The organism is Bradyrhizobium sp. AZCC 1693 (assembly GCF_036924745.1).
Lineage (GTDB): Bacteria > Pseudomonadota > Alphaproteobacteria > Rhizobiales > Xanthobacteraceae > Bradyrhizobium.
The window spans coordinates 2607455-2619985 of the sequence record NZ_JAZHSD010000001.1; the positions used below are offsets into that span (position 1 = coordinate 2607455).

Annotated in this window: 9 protein-coding genes; 7 read left to right on the plus strand and 2 right to left on the minus strand. The window is 64.1% G+C overall.

The window, feature by feature from the left end:
- From V1293_RS12575 to V1293_RS12605, 7 genes are all read left to right on the plus strand, one after another.
- A complete protein-coding gene (locus V1293_RS12575; RefSeq protein WP_334509881.1) occupies positions 1 to 1806 on the plus strand; it encodes a gamma-glutamyltransferase family protein in 1806 nt (601 codons plus the stop codon).
- Between the two features lie 233 nt (positions 1807 to 2039).
- On the plus strand, positions 2040 to 2750 hold the full coding sequence (locus tag V1293_RS12580; protein ID WP_334509883.1) for a DUF1028 domain-containing protein: 711 nt from the start codon (positions 2040 to 2042) through the stop codon (positions 2748 to 2750).
- Positions 2747 to 3736: an ABC transporter ATP-binding protein gene (locus V1293_RS12585; RefSeq protein ID WP_334509885.1), complete on the plus strand. Its 990-nt coding sequence runs from the start codon at positions 2747 to 2749 to the stop codon at positions 3734 to 3736. The genes V1293_RS12580 and V1293_RS12585 overlap by 4 nt, the downstream gene beginning before the upstream one ends.
- Positions 3733 to 4842: an ABC transporter ATP-binding protein gene (locus V1293_RS12590; protein ID WP_334509887.1), complete on the plus strand. Its 1110-nt coding sequence runs from the start codon at positions 3733 to 3735 to the stop codon at positions 4840 to 4842. The genes V1293_RS12585 and V1293_RS12590 overlap by 4 nt, the downstream gene beginning before the upstream one ends.
- A gap of 23 nt (positions 4843 to 4865) precedes the next feature.
- Positions 4866 to 6377, plus strand: a complete 1512-nt coding sequence (locus V1293_RS12595; protein WP_334509889.1) for an ABC transporter substrate-binding protein — start codon at positions 4866 to 4868, stop codon at positions 6375 to 6377.
- Between the two features lie 159 nt (positions 6378 to 6536).
- Complete coding sequence (locus tag V1293_RS12600) at positions 6537 to 7478, plus strand: ABC transporter permease (protein WP_334509892.1); 942 nt, start codon at positions 6537 to 6539, stop codon at positions 7476 to 7478.
- A gap of 3 nt (positions 7479 to 7481) precedes the next feature.
- Positions 7482 to 8369, plus strand: a complete 888-nt coding sequence (locus V1293_RS12605; RefSeq protein ID WP_334509895.1) for an ABC transporter permease — start codon at positions 7482 to 7484, stop codon at positions 8367 to 8369.
- Positions 8370 to 8556: 187 nt separating this feature from the next.
- Here the strand turns inward: V1293_RS12605 and cnbZ are convergent, their stop codons facing one another.
- The gene (gene cnbZ, locus V1293_RS12610) at positions 8557 to 9300 is read right to left on the minus strand and encodes a 2-amino-5-chloromuconate deaminase CnbZ (protein ID WP_334509897.1); all 744 of its coding nucleotides are present in this window, start codon (positions 9298 to 9300) and stop codon (positions 8557 to 8559) included.
- Positions 9301 to 9431: 131 nt separating this feature from the next.
- Complete coding sequence (locus tag V1293_RS12615; protein ID WP_334509899.1) at positions 9432 to 12527, minus strand: MexW/MexI family multidrug efflux RND transporter permease subunit; 3096 nt, start codon at positions 12525 to 12527, stop codon at positions 9432 to 9434.
- Between the last annotated feature and the right edge of the window lie 4 nt (positions 12528 to 12531).

Below are 12531 nucleotides of genomic sequence, written 5' to 3' on the forward strand. Positions count from 1 at the left end.
ATGAGCAACATCAATCCCGATCCGTTCACCGCAAGGCCGGAAATCGAAGGCACCTTTGGTGTTGTGACCTCGACGCACTGGATCGCTACCGCCGTCGGCATGGGCATTCTGGAAAAAGGCGGCAACGCCTTCGACGCCGGTGTCGCCACCGCCTTTACGCTGCAGGTGGTCGAGCCGCATCTGAACGGTCCCGGCGGCGACGTGCCGATCATCGTCCATGACACCAAACGCGGCCGTACCGAGGTGATCTGCGGCCAGGGCCCCGCGCCCGCGAAAGCCACCATCGCGCATTACAAGAGCGAAGGCCTGGAGATGGTGCCCGGCACCGGCCTGCTCGCCGCCTGCGTCCCCGGCACGTTCGAATCCTGGATGCTGCTGCTGCGCGACTACGGCACGATGCGGCTGCGCGATGTGCTGGAGCCTGCGATCGCCTACGCCCGCGACGGCTATCCGCTGGTCGAGCGCGCGTCCGCAACCATCCAGGTCGTTGAGCAATTGTTCCGCAAGCACTGGACGACATCGGCTGCGGTCTATCTGCCGAACAACGAAGTGCCGAGGCCCGGCACGCTGTTCACCAACAAAAAACTCTCGGAAACCTACGCCCGCATCCTCGAGGAAGCCGAGAGCGCGGGCGGCGATCGTGTCGCGCAAATCGAGCGTGCGCGAAAATCCTGGTCGCAGGGTTTTGTGGCGGAAGCGATCGACAAATTCTGCCGCACGCAGGAGGTCATGGACGTCTCTGGTTCGCCGCATCGCGGCGTGCTTTCGGCCGACGACATGGCGCGCTGGCAGCCGACCGTCGAGGCGCCGCTGACCTATGATTATGGCCGCTACACCGTCTGCAAGCCCGGCGTCTGGAGCCAGGGTCCAGTCATGCTGCAGCAGCTCGCGTTGCTGAAAGGCTTTGAGCTCGACGGCCTCGATCCCGCCGGCCCCGAATTCATTCATCTGCAGATCGAATGCGCAAAACTCGCCTTCGCCGATCGCGAGAAGTTCTATGGCGACCCGAAATTCACGGAAATCCCGATCGCGACCTTGTTGTCGGACGCCTACAATGATGAGCGCCGCAAACTCATCTCCAGGGACAAAGCCTCGCTCGATTTTATCCCGGGCTCGGTGGAAGGTTTCGGCTCGGTTGTAAAACTGCGCCGTGCCGAAGGGCACCGCGAGGCGGTTGGCGCCATGGGCGCGGGCGAGCCGACGGTCGGCCGCTTCGGCGAAGTGCGCGGCGATACCGTGCATTTCGACATTATCGATCAGGCCGGCAACATGATTTCGGCGACGCCGTCCGGCGGCTGGCTGCAGTCCTCGCCGGTCATCCCGGAACTCGGCTTCTGCCTCGGCAGCCGCGCCCAGATGTTCTGGCTGCAGGAAGATCACCCGGCGGCGCTGGCGCCCGGCAAACGCCCGCGCACCACGCTCTCGCCCACCATGTGCTATCGCGACGGCGAGCCGTACATGGCGTGGGGCTCGCCGGGCGGCGACCAGCAGGATCAATGGACCACGCAGTTCTTCCTGCGGCATGTCCACGCCAAACTGAACCTGCAGGAGGCAATCGACGCGCCGGCGTGGCATTCCGAACATTTCCCGATCTCGTTCTGGCCGCGCACCGCGCGCCCCGGCGTGCTGGTGGTCGAGAATCGCGTGCCGAAAGCGACGATCGATACGCTGAAAGGCCGCGGCCATGTCGTCGAGATCGGTCCCGATTGGTCGGAAGGCCGCCTCACCGCGGCCTCGAAGGTTGGCCGTCGCCGTCGCGCGGCCGCCAATCCGCGGGGCATGCAGGGCTACGCGGCGGGACGGTAGAGGAAAGATGACTTCTGCAGCACGGTCATTTTGGCATCGAACCGCAGAGCGAGCCACGGACTCCACCTCGCCCCGCCTGCGGGGAGAGGTCGGAATTCAGGCGCAGCTTGAATTCCGGGTGAGGGGGAGCCTCCGCGAATTCGTCAGACACCGTCTACGCCGAAAGAGCCCCTCACCCCGACCCTCTCCCCGCAAAGAGCGGGGAGAGGGAGAAGCACGTCCGAGAAACTAGGATGACCTGGTCGATCATCGCCTGCGATCCCTCAACCGGCCAGATCGGCATTGCGGTTGCGACCAGATTTTTCGCCGTCGGGGCACGCGTGCCGCATATCGCCCCCGGCATCGGCGGCGTCGCGACGCAGGCGCTGGTCAATCCCTACTACGGCATCGACGGCGTAAAACTGCTGCGCGAAGGGCGCGAGCCGCGCGAGGTGGTGGACGCGCTGATTGCTGCCGACGACGGCCGCGAGGCCCGGCAGCTTCATGTCATGGATATCAAGGGCCGGATCGCCGCGCATACCGGCACCGAATGCGTCGACTGGTGCGGACACATTCAGGGCGACGGCTTCTCCCTTGCCGGCAACATGCTGGCAGGCGCCGCCGTGCTCGACGATACCGCCCAGGCCTATGCCGCCAATACCAGCCTGCCCTTTGCGCAGCGGCTGATCGTGGCCATGAAAGCCGGCGAAGCCGCCGGCGGCGACAAGCGCGGCAAGCAATCGGCCGCGCTGGTGATCCAGGGCGAGGAGGAATGGTCCGATCTCGACCTGCGCGTCGACGACCATACCGACCCGCTTGCCGAGCTCGAACGGCTGGAACAGGTCAGCCGCGAGCGCTGGGTGCATTTCCGCCCCTTCCTGCCGACCCGGAAGAATCCACCCGGGATCACCGACCGCGCGGTCATCGATGCAACGATTGAAGCCGCGACGGCGACCAAGGCATGACCGCGAGTCCGCTGATCGAAATCGAAGGCTTGCGCGTGGTCTTCCATGGCGATGACGGCCGCACCACGCATGCGGTCGACAGCGTCGATCTCAGCGTGGCCAATGGCGCGACGCTCGGCCTGGTCGGTGAATCCGGCTGCGGCAAGAGCGTGACCTCGCTCGCGATCATGGGGTTGTTGTCGAAGCACTCCGCCGAGGTCTCCGGTTCGATCCGCTTCGATGGCTTTGATCTGCTCGATGTCCCGGACGAGACGCTGCGCGACCTGCGCGGCAACCGGCTGGCGATGATTTTTCAGGAGCCGATGACCTCGCTCAACCCGAGCTTCACCATCGGCGACCAGATCGTCGAGACGATCCTGCGCCATCGCGGCGGCTCGCGGCGGCAGGCGCGCGAGCGGGCGATCGAGCTGTTGCGCCGTGTCCACATTCCCTCGCCCGACAAGCGGATCGACGAATATCCGCACAAGCTTTCCGGCGGCATGCGCCAGCGCGTGATGATCGCGATGGCGCTGGCCTGCGACCCGCGCCTGTTGATCGCGGACGAGCCGACCACGGCGCTCGACGTCACCCTGCAGGCGCAGATCCTCGACCTGATGCGCGAATTGAAGGCCGCGAGCGGCGCCGCGATCATCCTGATCACCCACGACCTCGGCGTGGTCGCCGAAGTCTGCGACGAGGTCGCGGTGATGTATGCCGGCGAAATCGTCGAGCGCGCACCGGTCGATGAGCTCTTCGCCAATCCGCAGCATCCCTACACCGTCGGCCTGCTCGGCTCGATCCCGCGGCTCGACCGCCGCGCCGCGCATCTGGCGACCATCGAGGGCATGGTGCCGAACATGGCGAACCCGCCCTCCGGCTGCCGCTTCGCCGCGCGCTGTCCCTTTGTCATTGAGAACTGCATCACCGCGCCGCCACCGCTGGCGATCGTCAGTCCTGGCCACGCCTCGCGCTGCATCCGCGCGCCGCTGGAGCGGCTGGTGTCATGACCGCGCTTCTCGAAGTCGAAGGCCTGGTGAAGCATTTCGTCGCCGCGCGCTCGGTGTTCGGCCGGCCCACCGCCTATGTCAAAGCGGTCGATGGCGTCAGCTTCACCGTCGAGGCCGGCAAGACGCTGGCGCTGGTCGGCGAATCCGGCTGCGGCAAATCCACCGTGAGCCGGCTGGTGCTGCGGCTGATCGAGCCGGATGCCGGAACCGTCCGCTTCGAAGGCCGCGACCTCGGCGCGCTCGACGCCAACGCGTTGCGCGCCTTCCGCCGCGATGCGCAGATCATTTTCCAGGACCCATATGCATCCTTGAACCCGCGCATGACCGTCAGCCAGATTCTGACCGAGCCGCTGGCGCTGCACGATCTGGTGCCGGCACCGCGCCGGCGCGAGCGGGTTGAAGAACTGCTGCGGCTGGTCGGGCTGGAGCCGCGCTTTGCCCGCCGCTATCCGCATGAATTTTCCGGCGGCCAGCGCCAGCGTATCGCCATTGCGCGGGCGCTCGCGGTGGAGCCGAAACTGATCATCTGCGACGAGCCGGTCTCGGCGCTCGACGTCTCGATCCGCTCGCAGATCCTCAATTTGCTGCGCGACCTGCAGGACCGGCTTGGCCTCGCCTACATCTTCGTTAGCCACGATCTCGCGGTCGTAAAACACATCGCCGACCGCGTCGCCGTGATGAATCTCGGCGGCATCGTCGAGACCGCCGCCGCCGACGCGCTGTTCGCCGCGCCCCGGCACCCTTATAGCCGCGCATTATTGTCGGCCATTCCCGTGCCCAAGCCGCAGGCCAAGCGCAGCCGCATCGTGCTGGAGGGCGAGATGCCGAGCGCGCTCAACCCGCCCTCGGGCTGCCGCTTCCATACCCGCTGCCCCTATGTCATCGCGCGCTGCCGCACCGAAATTCCGCCGCTGCTGGCCGACGGCACGGGCCACGCCACCGCCTGTCACCGCACCGCCGAATTGCCGGCGCCCGAAAATATCGTTCCCGCCGACGGCGGCTTTTCGCCGGTGCTGGAAAAACTGGTCGCCGCCTTCAGCGGTGGCACGGAAGGTGCAGGCCGCGGCGGGGTTGATATGTCAGGGACACGGCCGGCGCCGGTGTAATCGTGGATAGAGGGATGGCAGCAATGAAAATCTTTCGCTTGGCAGTCACCGCGGCAGCGCTGCTGCTGCCGCTCAGCGTAACCGTTCAGGCGCAGACCACGCTGCGGATCGGGCTTGCCGAGGATCCCGATATCCTCGATCCGACCATGGCCCGCACCTATGTCGGCCGCATCGTATTCGCCGCCTTCTGCGACAAGCTGTTCGACATCGACGAAAAGCTCAACATCGTGCCGCAGCTCGCATTGAGCCACGAGACATCGACCGACGGCAAGGAAGTCACCATCAAGCTCAGGCCCGGCGTCAAGTTTCATGACGGTGAGGCCTTCAATGCGGAGGCTGCAAAGTTTTCGCTGGAGCGACACCTGACATTCCCGGGCTCGTTCCGAAAGCCGGAACTGGCAGCCGTCGATCATATCGATGTCGTCGATCCCCTCACCATCAAGCTGGTACTGAAGGCCCCCTACTCGCCGCTGGTCGCGCAGCTCACCGACCGCGCCGGGATGATGGTGTCGCCCAAGGCCGCAAAGGAGGCCGGCGACAAGTTCGGGCTGCGCCCGGTCTGCGCCGGTCCTTATAAGTTCGTCGAACGCGTGCAGCAGGACCGCATGGTGTTCGAAAAATTCGCCGACTACTGGAACAAGGACAATGTCCACATCGACCGCATCGTCTACCTGCCGCTGGTGGATGCGACGGTGCGTCTCGCCAATTTGAAATCCGGCGGCCTTGACCTGATCGAGCGCCTGCTCGCGACGGACCTCAAGGAAGTGCAGACGGATTCGAAGCTGAAATTGTCCAGCGCAATCGAGCTCGGCTATCAGGGCGTGACGTTGAACCTCGGCAAGGACAAGGCGAAGGGACCGCTCAGTCAGTCTGCCAATGTGCGGCAGGCGCTCGATCTATCGCTCGACCGCGATGCGATCAGCCAGGTGGTATCCAACGGCGAGTTCATGCCCGGCAACCAGTGGGTCAATCCCGATCATCCCTATTATCAGAAGGCCTTTCCGATACAAAAGCGCGACGTCGCCAAGGCCAAGGCGCTGTTGAAGGAAGCGGGCGTCACGCCGCCGGTCAGCGTCGACTTCATGGTGTCGAAAGGCGCGGAGACCGAAGCGGCCGCCCAGGTGATCCAGTCGATGGCGGCGGAGGCCGGTTTCGACATGAAGCTCCGGGTCACCGAGTTCGCGACCTCGCTGAAGCAGGCCGAAGCCGGAGACTACCAGGCCTATCTCCTGGCCTGGAGCGGCCGGATCGATCCGGACGGCAACTCCTACATCTTCCAGAAGACCGACGCGCCGCAGAACTACAGCGCCTGGTCCAGCAAGGAAGCCGACAAGGCGCTCGATGATGGCCGCCTTGTCACCGACCAGGCGCAGCGCAAGGCGATCTATGAGAAGCTGGCGAAGATCGTGCTCGAAGAAAAGCCGCTGCTCTATATCTACCACCGCCGCATCCTGATCGCGCACACCACCAAACTCGAGGGCTACAAGCAGATGCCTGACGGCTTGGTGCGCGTGGTCGGGCTGAAGCTGAGGTGAGCGTGATACCTTCGCTCTCGTGTCCCGGACGCGGTGCAGCGCGGCAGCGCTGCTCCGCAGAGCCGGGACCCACAGTCCAACACCGTCCGCCTCTCGCATGGTCCCGGTTCTGCAGCGCATCGTTGCACGCTGCGCTGCGCCCGGGACACGGATAGCGCCATGCTGAACTTCCTCACGCGTCGCGTGGTCCAGCTCATTCCGACGCTGTTCTTCGTCTCGATCCTGATCTTCTCGCTACAGCAATTGCTGCCGGGCGATCCGGCGCTTGTCATGGCGGGCGAGGAGCGCGACCCTGACGTGATCGCGCAGATCCGCCAGCAGTACCGGCTCGATCAGCCGGTGCCGGTGCAATATGTCTATTGGGTCAAGGGTGTTCTATCGGGCGATTTCGGCGAGTCGCTGCGCAACAAGGTGCCGGTGCGCGAGCTGATCGCACAGAAACTGCCGGTGACGATGCAACTGGCGTCGATGGCGATCGTGATCGCCTTCCTGATCGGCATTCCCGCGGGAATCATTTCGGCGGTCAAGAAGGGCACGGCCTGGGACTACGGCGCCAATTTCTTCGCGCTATGGGGCATCTCGACACCCAACTTCTGGCTCGGCATCATGCTGATCTTCCTGTTCTCGATCAAGCTCGGCTGGCTGCCGGCGTCGGGCTACGTCCCACTCACCGAAAACTGGCGCGCCAGCATTGCCTCCACCATCATGCCCGCCTTCGTGCTGGGCAATGCGATCGCCGCGATCCTGATGCGGCATACCCGCAGCGCGATGCTGCAGGTGCTCGAAAGCGATTACGTCCGCACCGCCCGCGCCAAGGGCCTTTCCGAACGCTCCGTCATTCTCAAGCATGCCATGCGCAACGCGCTGACGCCCGTCATTACGCTTGGCGCGCTTGAACTGGGTACACTGCTGTCGGGCGCGGTGCTGACCGAACAGATCTTCTCGATTCCGGGCTTTGGCAAGCTGATCGTCGATGCGGTCTTCAATCGCGATTATGCGGTGGTGCAAGGCGTCGTGCTGACGACGGCGACGATCTACATCACGCTCAATCTGATCGCCGATATCGCCTATGTCCTCGTCAACCCGCGGCTGAGGGCTTGAGCCATGACCGACGCGGCCCTCGGCACGATCAAGCTGACAGCTTCCGACGAGCTGGAGAGCCCGGCGCGGCGCGCGCTGCGGCGTCTGTTCAAGCGCAAGGGCGCGGTGGCGGGCCTTGTCGTTATCGCAGCCTTCATCCTGCTCGCGGTGTTTGCACCGCTGATCTCGCCCTATGAACCGATCGCGACCAGCTGGTCGCTGGTGCGCAAACCGCCTTCCGCGCTGCACTGGTTCGGGACCGACGAACTCGGCCGCGACATTCTTGCCCGCGTGATCTACGGCGCGCGGGCTTCACTGCTGGCCGGCGCGATCTCGGTCGGGATCGCGCTTTCGATCGGCGTGCCGCTCGGCCTGTTGTCGGGCTACCGCGGCGGCTTCATCGACGCCCTGATCAGCCGCATGACCGACGCGATGCTGGCCTGCCCGTTCCTGATCCTCGCGATTGCGCTGGCCGCATTCCTGGGCCCCAGCCTCGGCAATGCCATGATCGCGATCGGCATATCGGCGACGCCGATCTTCGTGCGGCTGACCCGCGGCCAGGTCATGAGCGTCAAGGTAGAGGACTATGTCGAGGCGGCGCGCGCGATGGGAAACCCGCGCTGGCGCATCGCGCTGTTTCACATCCTGCCCAACATCATGCCGGCGCTATTGGTGCAGGCGACACTGTCGATCGCCGCTGCGATCATCGCGGAAGCCGCGCTGTCCTTCCTCGGCCTTGGCCAGCAGCCCCCGGCGCCATCCTGGGGCAGCATGCTCAACGCCGCGCAGCGCTTCCTGACCAACGCCCCGTGGATGGCGGTCTGGCCGGGGCTCGCGATCTTTCTCGTGGTGCTGTCGTTCAACCTGGTCGGCGACGGCCTGCGCGACGCGCTGGATCCGAGGGAAAGGTAAGCGCTTTCTTTAACCTCGCCCCGCTTGCGCGGAGGGGTCGGATTGCGAAGCAATCCGGGTGAGGGGGTACAGGTCCATCGGCTGACCGCAGCATTCGCGGATAGAGCCCCTCACCCCAGCCCTCCAAGCGCGAGCTTCGCTCGTTTCGACCCCGCAAGAGCGGGGCGAGGGAGCGCGCCACCGAATTCTAAATCACCACCTCCCGCATCACCCTCCGGCAATCCATCTCATACTCAAGATCGATCACCGGCGGTCGCGCAAAATGCCAGGTCAACCCCGAACGCGCCGCGCCACGGCGAACCAGCGCGTCGGCGAAGACGTGGTGGAAATCGTGGATGGTGTAGGTCTGCACAGCGGTAGCATCGTTCCAGCCAAACCCGAATTCGCCCATGCGCCGCTCCATCACGCTGGCGACGTAACGGACCTTCTCCGCAATGCCCTCGGGGCTGATATCGCGATAACGCACCGTACGCTCCGCATAGCTCGCGTTGCCTTCCTGCGACTCGCCACTGCCCGCAATGACGAAACTCGGCGTCGTGCTCTGGCTCGGCCGCGTGAATGAAAACGCATAGAACGAAGGCTCGCCCGGCGGATCGATCTCCGGACAGACATTGCTGCGCGCGACCGGATTGGTTTTGCCGTCATAGACGCCCCATTCCGCCAGTGTCTTGACGTAGTGCAGGTTGAAATTGCGGAATCCCTCATCGGTAAACGCCGTCGGCGATCGCAGTTCGCAGGCGCAGAACGATGTCAGCGGCCTGCCCGCCGCCTGAATGTATTTTGCGATTTGCGCAAAGCCTTCGGCCAGCGGCACCCATTTGTCGAAGCGCACCCGCTCGATCTCGTAGCCGGGATTGGCGGCCACCCCGCCGGAATACTGAAATACGGCCGGGATGAAGCGGTAGTTGCCGGCTGCAAAGTCGCTGGTCATGTTGGCTCCCCTGTTTTCTTTCTTCCTAGCATGCAGAAGAAGGCGGCGTCGCCGGTCGCATGACTGCCGGCACAAAAAAGCGGCGGCAGCGAATTCCGCTGCCGCCGCTCGATTGTTATCGGCTTAAGAGCTCAGGTCGGCTTGAGCGCCGTCCTCGCGAGATCGAAATCGGCGATCTCCTTGGTCCGCTGCGAGTCGGCCTTGGCCTGGTGGTCGGTGGCCAGCCAGACATAGACCGCGGGCAGTACGAACAGCGTGAACAGCGTGCCGATCGACATGCCGGAAACGACCACGAGGCCGATCGAGAAGCGGCTCGCCGCACCTGCGCCGGTCGCCGTCAGCAGCGGAATCAGGCCGGTGACCATCGCTGCCGTCGTCATCAGGATCGGACGCAGCCGGATGCGGGCCGCCATCTCGATCGCCGAACGCTTGTCGAGGCCTTCCTTGAGCTGCAATTCGTTGGCGAACTCGACCATCAGAATGCCGTGCTTGGTGATGAGGCCGACCAGCGTCAGCAACCCGACCTGGGTATAGATGTTGATGGTGGCCACGCCGAAGAACAGCGGAATCAGCGCGCCGACGATCGCCATGGGAACGCTGATCATGATGACCAGCGGATCCCGCAGGCTTTCAAACTGCGCCGCCAGCACCAGGAAGATGATAATCAGCGCAAAGCCGAAGGTGATCGCAAGCTGGTTCCCTTCCTGCACATACTGGCGGGAGTCGGCCAGATAGTCGTGGCCAAAGCCGGATGGCATCTTCTTCGCTTCGCCCTCCAGGAAGTCCACCGCCTGCCCGACCGTCACGCCCGGCATTGGCACCGCCGAGAAGGTCGCGGAGTTGAGCTGGTTGTAGTGCGTCAGCGAGTTCGGATCGGTGCCGGTCTCGATCGACACGATGGTCGACAGCGGCACAAGCTGCCCGGTGTTGGTCGGGACGTAGTAACCGCCGAGCGATTCCGGCGACAGGCGCTTGTCCCGCGGCACCTGCGGAATCACCTGATAGGAGCGGCCCTCGAGGTTGAAGCGGTTGACGTAGTTGCCGCCCAGCAGCGTCTGCAGCGTGGCGCCGACCTGCGCCATGTTGATGCCGAGGTCGCTCGCCTTGGAACGGTCGACGGAGACGCGCACCACCGGCTGATTGAAGTCGAGATCAGAGTCGGACACGATGAACAGGCCGCTCTTGCGCGCGGCATCCTTCAGCTTGGCCATCTGCTCGTAGACGGTCTGGAAGCCGGAGGTCGAATTGATCACCATCTGCACCGGCAAACCACCCGGCCCGCCCGGGAGCGGCGGCAGGTTGAACGCGAACGCCTGGACGCCTTCGATCTTGCTGATCTCAGCCTGCACCAGCGGCTTCAGCTTGATGGAAGAACGCTGACGCTCGTCCCACGGCTTGAGCAGCATGCCGGCAATACCGCCCTGCGGCCCGTTGATGCCGTTCAGGACGAAGCGCAGGTCGGTCTCGGGGAATTTGGCGAACGCCTTGTCGAGCTTGTCGCCGTAGAAGTCGACATAGTCGATGTTGGCGTATTTCGGCGCCTTGGTCACCGAGAACACGATGCCCTGATCCTCTTCGGGGGCGAGTTCCTTGGATGTGTTCATGTAGAGGAACCCGACCAGGCCAAGGATCGTCAGCGCGAACACGCCGGTGATCGGACGATAGTCGAGCGAGCGGTCGAGCTGCCGCCCATACCAGCGCGTCATCGCGCCGAACACCCGGTTGACCAGCCGGGCGAACCGTCCCTCGTCCGCGCTCTTGAGCAGCACCGAGCACATCATCGGCGACAGCGTCAGCGCAATCACACCCGACACGATCACCGAGCCGGCGAGCGTGAAGGCGAATTCGCGGAACAGCGAACCGGTCAGGCCGCCGAGGAAGCCGATCGGCGCATACACCGCCGCCAGCGTAATCGTCATCGAGATCACAGGGCCGACGATTTCGCGCGCGCCCTGCAGCGACGCCTGGACCGGGGTTTTTCCTTCCTCCAGATGGCGATGGATGTTTTCCACCACCACGATGGCGTCGTCGACCACGAGCCCGATCGCCAGCACCATCGCCAGCAGGGTCAGCAGGTTGAAGCTGAAGCCCATGGCCAGCATCAGGCTGCAGACGCCGATCAGCGACAGCGGGATAGTGACCACGGGAATGATGACGGAGCGGAACGAGGCGAGGAACAGGAAGATCACGACCACGACGATCAACACCGCCTCGATCAGCGTGTTCTTCACCTCGTCGATCGACGACTGAATGAACTTGGTGGAATCGTAGGCCACCTTCATCTTCATCGAAGGCGGCAGGTTGCGTTCGAGTTCCGGAAACAGCGCGCGCACGCCCTTGACCAACGTCAGCGGGTTGCCTTGCGGCGTTGCCTGCACGCCGATGAAGATCGCGCGCTCGCCGCTGAATGCGACGCTCGCGTCCGAGCTTTGGGCGGCAAGTTCGACGGTTGCAATATCCTCGATCCGCACGAAGCCGCCGTCCTTGGACTTGACGATCATCTTCTTGAACTGATCGAGGTTCCGCAGGTCGGTGTTGGTCTGAATGTTCGATACGATGAAGTAGCCCTTGGCCTGGCCGGCCGCGGCCTGGAAGTTGTTGGCGGCAATCGCCGCCGAGACGTCGTTCGGCGATACGCCGCGCCCCGCCATCCGCACCGGATCGAGCCACAGCCGCATCGCAAAGGTCTGGCCTCCGAGAATGTCGGCCGACGCCACGCCGTCGACCGTCGAGAGCACCGGCTGCACCACGCGCGTCAGATAATCCGAGATCGCCGAGCCCGAGAGCTCATCGCTGGAGAAGCCGAGATACATCACGGCCGTGGTCTGGCCGGTGGTCTTGGTCACGATCGGATCGTTCGATTCCTTCGGGATCAGGTATTTGACCGAATTCACCTTGGCGAGAACTTCGGTCAGCGCCTGGTTCGGATCGAAATTGAGCTTGACGTAGACCTGGATCGTGCTGGTGCCCTGCACCGATGACGAGGTGATGTAGTCGACACCCTCGGCGGAGGCGACCGCCTGCTCGATCGGCGTGGTGATGAAGCCCTGAATCAGGTTAGCCGATGCGCCCGGATAGACGGTGGTGACGTTGATCACCGTGTTCGACAGTTTCGGATATTGCCGGATCGGCAATACGCTGGCGGCCCTCAGACCGATCAGGAGGATCAGCAGGCTGACGACGACCGACAGGACCGGACGTTTGATGAAGATATCGGTTAAGGCCATCGCA